General features: G+C 68.9%; 17 protein-coding genes. 10 read left to right on the top strand and 7 right to left on the bottom strand.

The features are described from left to right. Positions 1 to 14: 14 nt before the first annotated feature. The 7 genes from aceB to alc are packed head-to-tail and all read left to right on the top strand — an operon-like array spanning position 15 to position 6,215. Positions 15 to 1,538: a malate synthase A gene (gene aceB, locus DDV73_RS27205; RefSeq protein WP_109510411.1), complete on the top strand. Its 1,524-nt coding sequence runs from the start codon at positions 15 to 17 to the stop codon at positions 1,536 to 1,538. Beyond that, a complete protein-coding gene (locus DDV73_RS27200; RefSeq protein ID WP_109510410.1) occupies positions 1,535 to 2,470 on the top strand; it encodes a DUF6986 family protein in 936 nt (311 codons plus the stop codon). The genes aceB and DDV73_RS27200 overlap by 4 nt, the downstream gene beginning before the upstream one ends. Next, the gene (locus tag DDV73_RS27195; protein WP_109510409.1) at positions 2,467 to 2,913 is read left to right on the top strand and encodes a 2-oxo-4-hydroxy-4-carboxy-5-ureidoimidazoline decarboxylase; all 447 of its coding nucleotides are present in this window, start codon (positions 2,467 to 2,469) and stop codon (positions 2,911 to 2,913) included. The genes DDV73_RS27200 and DDV73_RS27195 overlap by 4 nt, the downstream gene beginning before the upstream one ends. Continuing rightward, positions 2,910 to 3,200, top strand: coding sequence for a hydroxyisourate hydrolase (gene uraH / locus DDV73_RS27190; RefSeq protein ID WP_109510408.1), 291 nt, complete (start codon positions 2,910 to 2,912; stop codon positions 3,198 to 3,200). The genes DDV73_RS27195 and uraH overlap by 4 nt, the downstream gene beginning before the upstream one ends. Continuing rightward, positions 3,200 to 4,021: a factor-independent urate hydroxylase gene (gene pucL / locus DDV73_RS27185; protein WP_240617519.1), complete on the top strand. Its 822-nt coding sequence runs from the start codon at positions 3,200 to 3,202 to the stop codon at positions 4,019 to 4,021. Before uraH ends, pucL begins: the two co-directional genes overlap by 1 nt. Positions 4,022 to 4,035: 14 nt before the next feature. Beyond that, a complete protein-coding gene (gene allB / locus DDV73_RS27180; protein ID WP_240617518.1) occupies positions 4,036 to 5,298 on the top strand; it encodes an allantoinase AllB in 1,263 nt (420 codons plus the stop codon). Next, the gene (gene alc, locus DDV73_RS27175) at positions 5,295 to 6,215 is read left to right on the top strand and encodes an allantoicase (protein WP_109510405.1); all 921 of its coding nucleotides are present in this window, start codon (positions 5,295 to 5,297) and stop codon (positions 6,213 to 6,215) included. Before allB ends, alc begins: the two co-directional genes overlap by 4 nt. A gap of 47 nt (positions 6,216 to 6,262) precedes the next feature. Here the strand turns inward: alc and DDV73_RS27170 are convergent, their stop codons facing one another. Genes DDV73_RS27170 through DDV73_RS27160 form a run of 3 tightly spaced genes read right to left on the bottom strand, consistent with a single transcriptional unit; the run spans position 6,263 to position 7,178 of the window. Then, the gene (locus DDV73_RS27170) at positions 6,263 to 6,490 is read right to left on the bottom strand and encodes a helix-turn-helix domain-containing protein (protein ID WP_276310151.1); all 228 of its coding nucleotides are present in this window, start codon (positions 6,488 to 6,490) and stop codon (positions 6,263 to 6,265) included. A 2-nt stretch (positions 6,491 to 6,492) separates the two neighbouring features. After that, on the bottom strand, positions 6,493 to 6,849 hold the full coding sequence (locus DDV73_RS27165) for a DUF5615 family PIN-like protein (protein WP_109510403.1): 357 nt from the start codon (positions 6,847 to 6,849) through the stop codon (positions 6,493 to 6,495). After that, positions 6,846 to 7,178 (bottom strand): DUF433 domain-containing protein, encoded by a 333-nt coding sequence (locus tag DDV73_RS27160; RefSeq protein ID WP_109510402.1) that lies wholly within the window; start codon positions 7,176 to 7,178, stop codon positions 6,846 to 6,848. Before DDV73_RS27160 ends, DDV73_RS27165 begins: the two co-directional genes overlap by 4 nt. Positions 7,179 to 7,286: 108 nt before the next feature. Here DDV73_RS27160 and DDV73_RS27155 point away from each other — a divergent pair, with 108 nt between their 5' ends. The 3 genes from DDV73_RS27155 to DDV73_RS27145 are packed head-to-tail and all read left to right on the top strand — an operon-like array spanning position 7,287 to position 10,366. Further along, on the top strand, positions 7,287 to 8,396 hold the full coding sequence (locus DDV73_RS27155) for a carbohydrate kinase (protein ID WP_109510401.1): 1,110 nt from the start codon (positions 7,287 to 7,289) through the stop codon (positions 8,394 to 8,396). Positions 8,397 to 8,415: 19 nt separating this feature from the next. Beyond that, positions 8,416 to 9,336: a pseudouridine-5'-phosphate glycosidase gene (locus DDV73_RS27150; protein ID WP_109510400.1), complete on the top strand. Its 921-nt coding sequence runs from the start codon at positions 8,416 to 8,418 to the stop codon at positions 9,334 to 9,336. 34 nt (positions 9,337 to 9,370) lie between these two features. Further along, positions 9,371 to 10,366: an HNH endonuclease gene (locus DDV73_RS27145; protein WP_109510399.1), complete on the top strand. Its 996-nt coding sequence runs from the start codon at positions 9,371 to 9,373 to the stop codon at positions 10,364 to 10,366. A gap of 15 nt (positions 10,367 to 10,381) precedes the next feature. Here the strand turns inward: DDV73_RS27145 and DDV73_RS27140 are convergent, their stop codons facing one another. Genes DDV73_RS27140 through DDV73_RS27125 form a run of 4 tightly spaced genes read right to left on the bottom strand, consistent with a single transcriptional unit; the run spans position 10,382 to position 12,772 of the window. Then, the gene (locus DDV73_RS27140; RefSeq protein ID WP_109510398.1) at positions 10,382 to 10,810 is read right to left on the bottom strand and encodes a type II toxin-antitoxin system VapC family toxin; all 429 of its coding nucleotides are present in this window, start codon (positions 10,808 to 10,810) and stop codon (positions 10,382 to 10,384) included. After that, entirely contained in the window at positions 10,807 to 11,025 is a 219-nt protein-coding gene (locus tag DDV73_RS27135; protein ID WP_109510397.1) for a hypothetical protein, read from the bottom strand. Before DDV73_RS27135 ends, DDV73_RS27140 begins: the two co-directional genes overlap by 4 nt. A gap of 35 nt (positions 11,026 to 11,060) precedes the next feature. Next, positions 11,061 to 11,939: a carbohydrate ABC transporter permease gene (locus DDV73_RS27130; RefSeq protein WP_109510396.1), complete on the bottom strand. Its 879-nt coding sequence runs from the start codon at positions 11,937 to 11,939 to the stop codon at positions 11,061 to 11,063. Then, positions 11,936 to 12,772: a carbohydrate ABC transporter permease gene (locus tag DDV73_RS27125; RefSeq protein WP_109510511.1), complete on the bottom strand. Its 837-nt coding sequence runs from the start codon at positions 12,770 to 12,772 to the stop codon at positions 11,936 to 11,938. The genes DDV73_RS27130 and DDV73_RS27125 overlap by 4 nt, the downstream gene beginning before the upstream one ends. Between the last annotated feature and the right edge of the window lie 65 nt (positions 12,773 to 12,837).

Raw genomic sequence — 12,837 nt, 5'->3', positions numbered from 1 at the left:
GCAGACTCAGTGACGTGAGTCACCCGGACGAGAAGCGGATCCTGACAACCGACGCGCTCGACCTCGTGCGCGCACTGCACCGCGAGTTCGGCGACCGGCGCCGAGAGCTCCTCGCCGCCCGGGCCGCCAGGCGCGGCAAGCCCCTCGACTTCCTGCCCGAGACCGCGCACGTCCGAGAGGGCAGCTGGCGGGTCGCGACCGCGCCGCCCGACCTGCTCGACCGGCGGGTGGAGATGACCGGCCCGACCGACCGGAAGATGACGATCAACGCCCTGAACTCCGGGGCGCGGGTGTGGCTGGCCGATCAGGAGGACGCCAGCACGCCGCACTGGGACAACGTGGTGGGCGGCCAGGCCAACCTGTACGACGCGATCCGCCGCGAGATCGACTTCACCTCGGATCAGGGCAAGCACTACTCGCTGAACGACGGCCGGCTGGCCACGATCGTGATGCGCCCCCGAGGCTGGCACCTCGACGAGAAGCATCTACCCGTCGACGACGAACCGGTCGCCGGAGCGCTGGTCGACTTCGGCCTCTACTTCTTCCACAACGCCCAGGAGCTGCTCGACGGCGGCAGCGGGCCGTACTTCTACCTGCCCAAGATGGAGAGCCACCTCGAGGCGCGGCTGTGGAACGACGTGTTCGCCTACGCCCAGGAGCAGGTCGGCATCCCCTACGGCAGCGTCCGCGCCACCGTCCTGATCGAGACCATCCCGGCGGCGTTCGAGATGGACGAGATCCTCTACGAGCTGCGCGACCACGCGTCCGGCCTGAACGCCGGCCGTTGGGACTACCTGTTCAGCGTGATCAAGTACTTCCGGGACGCGGGCCCGTCGTTCGTGCTGCCCGACCGCTCCGCCGTCGGCATGACCGCGCCGTTCATGAAGGCGTACGCCGAGCTGCTGGTGAAGACCTGCCACAAGCGCGGCGCGTTCGCGATGGGCGGCATGTCGGCGTTCATCCCGTCCCGCAGCGACCCCGAGGTGAACGAGCGCGCGTTCGCGCAGGTCCGCGCCGACAAGGAGCGCGAGGCCGGACAGGGCTTCGACGGCTCCTGGGTCGCGCACCCCGACCTGGTCCCGCTCTGCGCGGAGGTGTTCGACGGCGTACTCGGCACCCGTCCCAACCAGCTCGGCCGGCAGCGCGACGACGTGGCCGCCGACGCGAGCGCGCTCCTCGACGTCGCCTCCACCCCAGGCGAGATCACCCTCGCCGGCCTGCACGCCAACGTCGAGGTGGCGATCCGCTACCTGGAGTCGTGGCTGCGCGGCCAGGGCGCGGTCGCGATCCACAACCTGATGGAGGACGCCGCCACCGCCGAGATCTCGCGGTCGCAGCTGTGGCAGTGGGTGCGCAACGGCTCGACGCTCGACTCCGGAGAGACGGTCACCGCCGACCTCGTCCGGAAGGTGATGGACAAGGAGATGGCCGAGCTCGGGCCGGACTTCCAGCAGGCTCGCGAGATCTTCGAGCAGGTCGCGCTGGCCGAGGAGTACGTCGACTTCCTGACGCTGCCGGCGTACGAAGCGGTGCAGTGAGGCAGCCCGTCCACACGGTCTACGTGCCGGCCGACCGCTTCGACGACGGCACGGTCGCGTCGTACGGCGAGACGGCACTCGCGCTGCTCGACGAGTGCGCCGCCGTACTCGAGGCGTCGCCCGACCTCATCGACCGGGTCAAGGCCAAGCTGAGCAGCGAGCCGGTTGAGGACCTGCGCATCGACTTCGAGGACGGGTACGGCGTCCGCCCCGACGACGTCGAGGACGCCGACGTCCGACGGGTAGCCGGAGCGGGCCACGGCATCCGGTTCAAGTCGCTCGAGCCGGCGACCCGCGAGCGCGGGCTGCGCACACTGCGACTCTGGCTCGCCGAGGGCGGCACGGGCCGGGTCACGCTGCCGAAGGTCACCGCCGTCGACCAGGTCGAGACGATGGTGGCCGTCTGCGACGAGCTGGGCCTGCCCGGCTTCGAGATCCAGATCGAGACGCCGGAGTCGGTGCTGCTGCTGCCCGAGCTGATCCGCGCCGCTTCCGGGAGGTGCACCGGTTTGCACTTCGGCACCTACGACTACACGGCCTCGGTCGGCGTCGCGGCGCCGTACCAGTCGCTCGAGCATCCGGCGGCCGACCACGCGAAGAGCGTCATGCAGCTGGTCGCGGCCGGCACCGGCATCGAGCTGAGCGACGGCTCGACCAACATCCTGCCGGTGGGCGAGCGCCGAGCCGACGCCTGGCGGCTGCACGCACGGCTGGTACGCCGGTCGCTCGAGCGCGGCTTCTACCAGGGCTGGGACCTGCACCCCGCCCAGCTGCCCAGCCGCTACCTCGCGACGTACGCCTTCTACCGAGAGGGGCTGACCCGGCTGGCCGAGGTGGACCGGGCCGAGCCGGCCGCGGACCGCGCGCTGCGCGACTTCCTGCGCCGTGGGGTCGAGTGCGGCGCGATCGACGAGAAGGAGATACCGGCATGAGGCTGGACGCGGACACCCTGCTCGCCTGCGCCGACGTTCCGTCCTGGGCCGAGCAACTCGCCGCCGAGGACTTCGCCGACGAGCAGTCCCTCATCGACGCCGCGGACAGGCTTGCCGGCGACTGGACCGACGACGAGGTCGTGCGGGGACTGGCCGCCCACCCTCGTATCGGCGACAAGGCTGTGTCTCTCAAGGTGCGGGGCTGGTCCGCTCAGGAACAGGCCGGCGTCCGGCCGAGCGACGAGCTGGTCGAGGTGAACGCGGCGTATGAGCAGCGCTTCGACCGCGTCTTCCTGATCTGTGCGACCGGTCTGTCGGGCGACGAGATCATCGCGGCCGCGCGACAGCGACTCGGCAACGACGACGCCACCGAGGCCGCGGTGGTCAAGGACGAGCTGCGCAAGATCGCGCTGCTCCGGCTGCGAAAGGCGCTGCACCCATGAGCCAGGTGACCACGCACGTGCTCAACACCGCCTCGGGCAGGCCCGCCGCGGGCATCTACGTGACGCTCGAGGGCAACGGGGTGGCGGCGGAGGGAGTCACCGACGCCGACGGCCGGATCAGCGACCTCGGGCCGGACTCGCTCGCACCGGGGGTCTACCGGCTGGTCTTCGAGACCGGCGGCTTCTTCCCGGAGATCACCATCGCCTTCACGGTGAGCGACCACTCGCATTACCACGTGCCGCTGCTGCTCAGCCCGTTCGCCTACTCGACGTACCGGGGCTCGTGATGGTGCGACTCGGGCCCAACCAGTACGGCAAGGCAGAGAACCGCGTCGTCCGGGTCTACCGCGACACCGACGTCCACGTGCTGCGCGACCTCAACGTGTCGACCTCGCTCCGCGGCGACTTCGAGGCTGCGCACATCGCCGGCGACCAGAGGGACGTGCTGCCCACCGACACCCAGAAGAACACCGCGTTCGCGTTCGCCAAGGAGGAGGGCGTGCGGGCGATCGAGGAGTACGCACTCACCCTCGGCCGGCACTTCCTCACCGCCGCCCCGGCGGCGACCGGCGCCCGGATCGCGGTCGAGGAGTACCCCTGGGAGCGGGTTGGCGACCACTCGTTCGTACGGGCGGGTGGCGGCGTCCGCACCACGGTCGTCGAGGTCTCGGCGACCGACGAGATCGTGGTCTCGGGCATCAAGGACCTGGTGCTGATGAACACGACCGGCTCCGAGTTCAAGGGGTTCCTCAAGGACGCCTACACGACCCTTCAGGAGACCGACGACCGGATCCTCGCGACCTCGCTCGAGACCACCTGGCGCTACACGTCGACGGGGTTGGACTTCGACACGGTGTACGCCGAGATCAGGCGGCTGCTGATCACGACGTTCGCCGAGACGCACAGCCTCGCCCTGCAGCAGACCCTCTACGCGATGGGCGAGGCGGTGCTGTCGGCCGTCGAGGACGTGGCCGAGATCAGCTTCTCGGCTCCCAACAAGCACCACCTCCTGGTCGACCTCTCGCCGTTCGGCGTGGGGAACCCGGGCGAGGTGTTCATCGCGGCCGACCGGCCGTACGGCCTCATCGAGGCGACGGTCGTGCGCTAGTGGCCCCTCCCCTCGTGACCAGGTTCTCCGGACGCGTGCTCCTGCCGTCGGGCGAGGTGCGCTGCCAGGTGCGGGCGACCGACGGCGTGATCACCGCGATCGGCTCGCTGGGCGACGCGGACGTCGTACTCGCCGATGACGAGGTGCTGCTGCCCGGCCTGGTCGACACCCACGTCCACGTCAACGAGCCCGGGCGCACCGAGTGGGAGGGGTTCGCCTCCGCGACCCGCGCCGCCGCGGCCGGTGGGGTGACCACGATCGTCGACATGCCGCTGAACTCGATCCCGCCGACCGTTACCGTCGATGCGCTGGAGGTGAAGCGGAAGGCCGCCACCGGCCAGTGCTTCGTGGACGTCGGCTTCTGGGGCGGCGCGATCCCGGGCAACCTCGCAGACCTCCGCGATCTCCACGACGCCGGGGTCTTCGGGTTCAAGTGCTTCCTGGTCGACTCGGGTGTGGAGGAGTTCCCGCCGCTGAGCCTGGACCAGGTCGGCGACGCGATGGCGTCGCTTGCCGACCTCGGCGCCCTGCTCGTCGTACACGCCGAGGACGCGCAGGCCATCGGGACCTCCGGCCCGGACTACGCGAGCTTCCTGGCGTCGCGGCCGGGGCGCAGCGAGGCGGCCGCGATCGCGCACGTCGCGGAACTGTCCGAGGCGACCGGTTGCCGCGCGCACATCGTGCACGTGTCGAGCGCGGACGCGCTGCCGCTGTTGAGGCAGGTCACGGCCGAGACCTGCCCGCATTACCTCACGTTCCGGGCCGAGGAGATCGGCGATGACGCCACGCAGTTCAAGTGCTGCCCGCCGATCCGTGAAGAGGCCAACCGCGAGGCGCTGTGGGACGGGCTGCGCAGCGGCGCGATCGGGCTGGTCGTTTCGGACCACTCGCCGGCCACCGCCGACATCAAGACCACCGGCGACTTCGGCACCGCCTGGGGTGGCATCGCCTCGCTCCAGCTCGGGCTGTCGGCGGTGTGGACGGGCGCGCGCGAGCGGGGGTTCTCGCTGGCCGACGTCGTGCGCTGGATGTCGGCAGCACCGGCCGCCCTGGTGGGGCTCTCTCAGAAGGGCGCCATCGAGGTCGGCCACGACGCGGACCTGGTGGTCTTCGCCCCCGACGACTCGTTCGCGGTGGCGGGTGCCGACCTCCATCACAAGAACCCGGTCACGCCGTATGACGGGATGACGCTCTCCGGCGTCGTACGCAGCACCTGGCTGCGCGGCGCCCCCGTCGACGTCGACGGCGACCCGCACGGAAGGCTGCTGAGCCGATGACCGGTGAGCCGACAACCTTCACCGACCTCCCCGACTTGGCCTCCCGCGCGCTCGGTGGCGGCGTGGTGTTCGCCAACGACGAGCTCTTCGCGGAGAAGGAGAACCTGATCAAGCCCGGTCCTGCCGAGGCGACCGACGCCTTCGGCCACAAGGGGAAGGTGTACGACGGCTGGGAGACGCGCCGGCGGCGGGAGCCCGGCAACGACTGGGCCGTGGTCAGGCTCGGGGTTCCCGGCGTGGTGCGCGGGGTCGTGATCGACACGGCGTACTTCACCGGTAACTACCCACCGCACGCGTCGGTGGAGGGTGCCGCCGCGTCCGGCTATCCGGCGCCGTTGGAGATCACCGACTGGGTACCGCTGCTCGGCCGGGTCCCGTTGCTCGGGGACACCCCCAACCTCTTCGAGGTCGCGTCCGACGAACGGGTCACCCACGTGCGCCTCTCCATCTACCCCGACGGCGGCGTCGCCCGCTTCCGGGTGCACGGCGAGCCTCGTCCCGAGCCACAGGTCGGGTCGGTCGACCTCGCTTCGGGTGGGACGATCATCGACTGCTCCAACCGCTTCTACTCCGCGCCCGAGAACCTGCTCCAGCCCGGACCGCCGACCCACATGGGCGACGGCTGGGAGAACGCCCGCCGGCGCGACGACGGCAACGACTACGTCGTGGTCGGCCTCGCCACGCCGGGCCGGGTCCAGCGCGTCGAGATCGACACGACGTACTTCGTCGGCAACGCCCCCGGCTGGGCCTCGCTCACCAGCGGCCCGCTCGCGCTCCTGCCGCGCACGCGTCTCCAGCCGGACACCCGTCATGAGTTCCTGGTCTCCTCACCGGAGCCCGTCAGCCAGGTTCGGCTCGACGTCTTCCCCGACGGCGGCGTCGCCCGGCTGCGGATCTGGGGCGAACTGGACGGCTGACGTGGCGGCACGGCGTACGGCGCGTGCTTACTCAGCGACTGAGAGTGTCAATCGACCAAGCCGATCTCGTCGGAGAACTCCGCAAGCGCCTCTGCTGCCTTCGCCCGCCGCGCGTTGCGGGCGCGCTGGAAGTCCAGGATCGCTTGAGCCGGGATCCGGTGATGCGTGCCGACCTTGACGTGGTCAATCTCCACGGACTCAACAAGTTTCATCAGAGTCGGCCGCGACAACCCGAGCATCGTGGCAGCCTCAGTCGTGTTGAACACAGACACCATCCTCAACGCAACGGCAGATAGACGACCCGCCCTGACCATTCATCGGCCTCGCTTGCCTCGACGATGAGCGCGAGCTCGTCAATCATGTCGGCAATCGGGAGCGTCGACCGAGCGAGGAACACGCCGGGCATGGGCAGACCGGCCTTGATGCGGTCGTGCGCGAAACCGGGAATGGTCTTGAGGTCGTGCGAGACCAGCACTCGGCCCGCATCGGCAGCCCACTGGAGAATGGTCGGATCATCGACAGTACGAAGCCCGACCTCCTGGACGCGAACGATGTCAACCCGTTCCACCCGCCGTTGCAGGCCCAAGACGATATCGGGATCGATGTTCTCGTCAGCCAGCAGCCGAACGGTCACGTGTCCAGCCGAGCGAGCAGGGTGGCGCGCAGGCCCTCGGGGCGGTACTCCGCCTCCATCTGCGCCTGGATCTCCGCGCCGTCGCGCTCTTGCTCCGCGAGGTATGCCTCAACCTCACCCCGATGCCTGAGGTAGTACGTGAACACCGCATAGACGTCGGCGAGCGAGACAGTCTCGTAGGCGTCGTGGATCGCCTCCGGAGTCTTGCCCCGCTTGAAAGCCGCAACGAGTACGTCGAGCGAGATACGGGTGCCCGCAACCATCAGTCGGTCTGCCTCGTCCCGTACGAGCGGGACGGGCTCCGGATCGAATGCGGCTGCTGCGGTCATCGGAAACACCTCCGCCAATCAGTGTAGTGAAACGCCCTCGACTTGCTCTCGAGGATTGACCAGCCCGCTTCACACTTAGATCGCCAAAGGTCCTTTATAGTTCTAAGCATGCACTTGACGAAGCGGGAGCGGGAGATCGTCGCGTTGTTGCGGCGCGAGCCGACGATCAAGCCGTCGGCGATCGCCGAGCGGATCGGCAGCAGTACGGCCGCCGTCAACGTGCACCTGTCGAACCTGAGCCGGAAGGGGGTCGTGCTGGGGCGCGGCTACCTGCTCAGCGATGCACCCGGAGTCGTCGTGGTCGGCGGCACCAACGTCGACGTCAAGGCGCGCAGCGCCGCTCCGGCGACGCCCGGCACGAGCAACCCGGGCAGCGCCTCGATGCGGCCCGGAGGGGTGGGCCGCAACATCGCCGAGAACCTCGCTCGGCTCGGCACCCGGACCCACCTGGTCAGCGTCGTGGGGCGCGATCCCCTGGGCGAGACCGTGATGTCGCAGACCGCCGCGGCCGGTGTTCGGCTCGAGCACGTGCTGCGCACCGACGAACCAACCGGCACCTACACCGCCGTCCTCGACTCCGACGGCGAGCTGGTCGTCGCCGTCTCGGCGATGACCGCCACCGAGCGGCTGGGGCCGGAACACGTCAGTGAGGCGCGAGACCTGATCGCGGCCTCCGGCATGGTCATTGCCGACGGGAACCTGCGCCTCGACACGCTGCAACACACCCTGAACCTCGCCGCCGCGGCGGGCGCGCGCGCCGTACTGGAGCCGGTCAGCGTCCCCAAAGCGCGTGCGCTGGCGCCGGCGCTGGCCGCCGACAGACCGCTGTACGCCGTCACCCCGAACCGCGCCGAGCTCGGCGCCCTGACCGGCCTTCCCACCGACACCGACTCCGAGGTCTTGCAAGCCGCCGCCAGCCTCCACGACCGCGGCGTCGAGCTGGTCTGGGTCCGGCTCGGCGACCGCGGCTCACTGCTGAGCGGAGCCGACGCCGAACCGGTGACCATCCCCGCCATCCCCACCGAGGTCGATGACGTGACGGGTGCCGGCGATGCCGCGCTTGCGGCGTTCTGTCATGCCCTCCTTGCCGGCGAGGAGCCCGCGTCCGCGGTGAGGTTCGGGCACGCGGCGGCCGCGCTGACCGTGGCCAGCACCGACACCGTGCGCACCGACCTGACCGAACGCCTGGTCCGGTCCGCGCTGCCAGCCCTCACCTGACACCCACCCAGGAGTACCGATGACCGCCGTCCACCCTGACCTCGTCCTCAGCGACGAGGTCGCCACCGCGCTGCGCGACCGGACGCCGGTCGTCGCGCTCGAGAGCACGATCATCAGCCACGGCATGCCCTACCCGCAGAACGTCGAGATGGCGACCGATGTCGAGCAGATCATCCGCGACGGCGGCGCGGTGCCCGCCACGATCGCGCTGCTCGACGGCCGACCGCACGTCGGGCTCGACCGCGACAGTCTCGAGCTGCTCGCGAGCAGCTCCGAGGTGGCCAAGGTCAGCGTGCGCGACCTTCCCTACATCGTCGCCCGAGGTCTCCACGGCGCGACCACGGTCGCCGCGACCATGCGCCTGGCCGCCCTCGCCGGGATCAGCGTCTTCGTCACCGGCGGTCTCGGTGGCGTCCACCGAGGCGCCCAGCAGACGTTCGACATCAGCGCCGACCTCACCGAGCTGTCGCTGACCAACGTCGCTGTCGTCTCGGCCGGCGTGAAGAGCATCCTCGACATCGGGCTGACCCTCGAAGCGCTGGAGACCCTCGGCGTTCCCGTCGTGGCCTACGGCACCGACGAGTTCCCCGCCTTCTTCTCCCGGGAGAGCGGGTATCAGGCGCCGATGCGGCTCGACACGCCCGCCGAGGTCGCAGCACTGATGGCGGCCAAGTGGCGCCTCGGCCTCACGGGCGGGGTATCCCTGGTCAACCCCATCCCGGAGGCCGACGAGGTCCCGGAGTCGGAGATGGCCGCCGTCATCGAGCAAGCGCTCAGTGACATGGAGGCCGCCGGCATCCACGGCAAGGACGCGACCCCGTTCCTCCTCGGCCGCATCGTCGAGATCACCGGCGGCGCCAGCCTCACCGCGAACATCGCGCTCGTGCGCAACAACGCACGACTCGGCGCCCAGATCGCCACGGCGTACGCCGCGCTCTGACCTCTGTGCCATCAGCGGGCCATATGCTCCGCGCATGAGGATCGTCGTCGGCGTGACGGACAACCGGTGGGCGGCGTTCTTGCGCGACCGGAGCGAACTCACTGAGGCGAACTTCTGGCAGCCGTCTCCACACGGCTTCAAAGCCTTGTCCCCGGGCGAGCCCTTCCTCTTCAAGACCAAGGACCCCAAGAAGTTCCGGCACGTCGACATCCCGGGATACTCGTTGGTCGGCGGCGGCTTCTTCGACGAGTACGTCGAACTGCGGGTCAGTGAGGCATGGACGATCTGGGGGCCGGCCAACGGTGTCGCCGACGAGGCTGAACTGTTGGCACGAGCCCGGTCTTACCGGGCTGGGCCGTCTGAGGGCACGGAACCGGACCCGACCATCGGCTGCGTGATCCTTCGCAACATCTTCTTCGCCGTGAGGGGCGAGGAGCTCCCCGAACCCCCCAACTGGGCGAGGAACAGCGTGACCCACACCGGCTACGACCTGGCTCAGCCTGAGAAGCGACCGGATACCGAGTACGTCCAGCATGCCTTCGGCGCGTTGCAGGAGCGCGCTCGCATCGACCTCGTCTGGGAGCCCGATCTGCGCGGCATCGCCCTGGACTGGCAGGGCCCTCGACACGGACCGCCCGCGCTCGTGCGCCCACGGATGGGGCAAGGTCACTTCAAGCGAGCCGTGGCCGCGGCGTACGAGAATCGCTGCGTCATCACCAGGAGCGGCACGTTTCCCAGCCTCGAGGCGGCGCACATCCGACCATTCGCGGAAGGCGGCGCTCATGCGGTCTCGAACGGGATTCTGCTGCGAACCGACGTGCATCGTCTCTTCGACCGCGGCTACCTCAGCATCGACCCCGACCTACACCTGAGGGTCTCCCCGCAGCTTCGCGATCACGGCTGGAACGGAGTCGAGTTCTATGACCGAGAAGCGGACGGTTACCTCATCCCCGAACCTGCCCACCCCGAGCTGAAGCCTGATCGCGACGCCCTCGCGTGGCACTTCGAGACGAAGTTTCGAGCGGCCTGACTGGGCCGTGTCCGGTCACAGAGTCTCTGGGAGCAGCGTGAAATGACCACCGTGCTTCGGCGTGATCGCCGCGAAGTGTCGGCGGTCGAAGGTCGCGATCTCGCTCGCACCCAGGCGCTCCGCCAGTGCGACGACCGAAGCGTCCGTACCACCGAGCGGGAACGACGAGAACTTGCGGACCAGCTCGGCCATCCGTTCGACGTCCTCGGTGGTCAGATCGACAAGCTTGAACGTCTCTTCGGCAACCGCATCCAGGAAGGCCGCCTCGACCTCGGGACCACCGTGCTCGTTGAGCCAATAGCACGTCTCTGCAAGTACGGTCGAGGGCAGCAGCAGCGTCTCCCCAGCCATGTGGAGGTCACGGAAGAGGTCGTTGGCGGTGAAGTAGTGCTCGTCGCGCTTACTCGACAATGCGACGAGCGGGCCAGTGTCGCAAACGATCAACGCTCGTTACCGAAGCCTCGCGACAGGACGGAATCGACGTACTCGGACGACGAACCGTTTGTGGGCCCGTCCTTGATCATCCCCACGAACCTCGGCGGCCAACTGCTCTTCCGCTTCTCCTCAGCCAGCCGGCGAGCGTCCGCAAGCAGCGCGTCAACCTGATCGTCGGGCATACCTTCGATCAGGTGAATCAACTCGTCGCGATTCGCGGTCATGTGGTCGATTGTAGGCGACCGACTACGCCAAACCCTCAGCCCTTGACCGAGCCGGCCATCAGGCCGCCGACGAACCAGCGCCCGAGTACGACGTACACGATCAGGGTCGGCACCGACGCGATCAGCGCGCCGGCCATGCTCGCGGAGTAGTCCTGGAGCTGGCCGCTGGCCAGGAACTTCAGGCTGATCGTGACCGGGCCGTTGCGGGAGCTGGAGAAGAACAGCGCGAACAGGTAGTCGTTCCACGCCGAGGTGAACTGCCAGATCAGCACCACCACGAAGGCGGGCGCCGACAGCGGCAGGAAGATCCAGCCGTAGGTGCGCAGCATCCCGGCGCCGTCCACCCGGGCCGCCTCGACCAGGTCCTGCGGGACGCTGGAGTAGTAGTTGCGGAAGATCAGGGTGGTGATCGGGATGCCGTACACCACGTGCAGCACGATCAGGCTGGGCACGCCCTTGTCGATCTGCAGGTCGCCCATCAGGCTGACCAGCGGCACCAGCACGGCCTGGTACGGGATGAACATCCCGAACAGGATCAGCGTGAACACGATGTCCGCTCCGGGGAAGCGCCACCGCGACAGCACGAAGCCGTTCAGCGAGCCGATCACCGCCGAGATGATCGACGCCGGGATCACCATCGCGAAGGTCCGCCACAGCGCCGGCGACAGCGTGTCCCACGCGCTCTTCCAGCCATCGGTCGTCCACTCCTGCGGGAACAGCCAGGCGCGCGACGGGGTCGCGTCGCCGGGCCCCTTGAAGCTGGTGATGAACAGGACGTACGCCGGGATCAGCACCACGAACAGGAAGAAGACCAGGAGCGCGTAGCGCAGGATCAGGCTGATGATCGAGCCCGACTTGTGACGGCGTACCGGCGTGTGCGTCTTGGGTACGTCGGGGAGCGTCTCGGTGGTCATCGGCGACGCTCCTGCCGGAAGGTGTAGACCAGGTACGGCACGATCAGCACCGCGACGATCACCAGCAAGACGGTGCCGATCGCCGACGAGATCGCGTAGTCGCCGCGGCTGTACTCGGTCCAGAGGTCGATGGCCGGCACCTTCGTCGTGTAGTTGGTGTCGCCCGCGATCGCCACGATCAGGTCGAAGACCTTCAGCGACATGTGCCCGACGATGATGATCGCCGAGAGCGCGACCGGCGAGAGCTGCGGGAAGATCACGTGCCGGTACAGCTTCCACTCCGACGCGCCGTCCATCCGCGCCGCCTCCCGAAGCTCCTCGGGGATCCCGCGGAAGCCGGCCAGGAACAGCGCCATCACGTAGCCGGCCAGCTGCCAGACCGCGGGTACGGCGATCGCCAGGATCCCCCAGCGCTCGTTGCTCCACCACTCGTTCGAGAGGAAGCCGAGATGCAGACTGTCGAACCCTCGGTTCAGGCCGGTCGCCCGATCACCCTCGGCGCTGTTGAGCAGCCACCGCCAGACCACACCGGAGGCGATGAACGACACCGCCATCGGGAACAGGTAGACCGCCCGGAAGAAACCCTCGCCCCACAGCCCTCGCTCCAGCAGCCAGGCCCACACGAACCCGATCAGCAGCGTGCCGGCCAGGAACGCCAGCGTGTAGTAGAGCAGGTTCCGCAGCCCGTACCGGAAGTCCTCGTCGCCGAAGAGCGTCCGGTAGTTCTCCAGGCCGGCCCAGTTCCCTGGGCCGACCCGGGTGTGCTGGTCGGTCAGCGAGGTCTGCACGTTGGCCACGATCAGGCCGTAGACGAAGATCCCGATCAGGACCATCGACGGCAGCAGCAGGATCAGGCCTGGTGCCCAGGTTCGCCAGGAGCGGCGCACGTGTCCTCCGA

The sequence above is a fragment of the Nocardioides speluncae genome (assembly GCF_003121585.1).
GTDB classification, from domain to species: Bacteria; Actinomycetota; Actinomycetes; order Propionibacteriales; family Nocardioidaceae; genus Nocardioides; species Nocardioides speluncae.
This window is presented reverse-complemented; position numbering and strand designations above follow the sequence as displayed.

Excerpts from the sequence above, each read along its gene's own strand:
- pucL (WP_240617519.1), top strand. The coding sequence starts at position 3,200 with ATGGTGCGACTCGGGCCCAACCAGTACGGCAAGGCAGAGAACCGCGTC.
- DDV73_RS27155 (WP_109510401.1), top strand. The coding sequence starts at position 7,287 with ATGCACTTGACGAAGCGGGAGCGGGAGATCGTCGCGTTGTTGCGGCGC.
- DDV73_RS27125 (WP_109510511.1), bottom strand. The coding sequence starts at position 12,772 with ATGGTCCTGATCGGGATCTTCGTCTACGGCCTGATCGTGGCCAACGTG.
- DDV73_RS27160 (WP_109510402.1), bottom strand. The coding sequence starts at position 7,178 with ATGACCGCAGCAGCCGCATTCGATCCGGAGCCCGTCCCGCTCGTACGG.
- alc (WP_109510405.1), top strand. The coding sequence starts at position 5,295 with ATGACCGGTGAGCCGACAACCTTCACCGACCTCCCCGACTTGGCCTCC.
- DDV73_RS27150 (WP_109510400.1), top strand. The coding sequence starts at position 8,416 with ATGACCGCCGTCCACCCTGACCTCGTCCTCAGCGACGAGGTCGCCACC.
- DDV73_RS27145 (WP_109510399.1), top strand. The coding sequence starts at position 9,371 with ATGAGGATCGTCGTCGGCGTGACGGACAACCGGTGGGCGGCGTTCTTG.
- uraH (WP_109510408.1), top strand. The coding sequence starts at position 2,910 with ATGAGCCAGGTGACCACGCACGTGCTCAACACCGCCTCGGGCAGGCCC.
- DDV73_RS27130 (WP_109510396.1), bottom strand. The coding sequence starts at position 11,939 with ATGACCACCGAGACGCTCCCCGACGTACCCAAGACGCACACGCCGGTA.
- DDV73_RS27135 (WP_109510397.1), bottom strand. The coding sequence starts at position 11,025 with ATGACCGCGAATCGCGACGAGTTGATTCACCTGATCGAAGGTATGCCC.
- DDV73_RS27195 (WP_109510409.1), top strand. The coding sequence starts at position 2,467 with ATGAGGCTGGACGCGGACACCCTGCTCGCCTGCGCCGACGTTCCGTCC.
- DDV73_RS27170 (WP_276310151.1), bottom strand. The coding sequence starts at position 6,490 with ATGGTGTCTGTGTTCAACACGACTGAGGCTGCCACGATGCTCGGGTTG.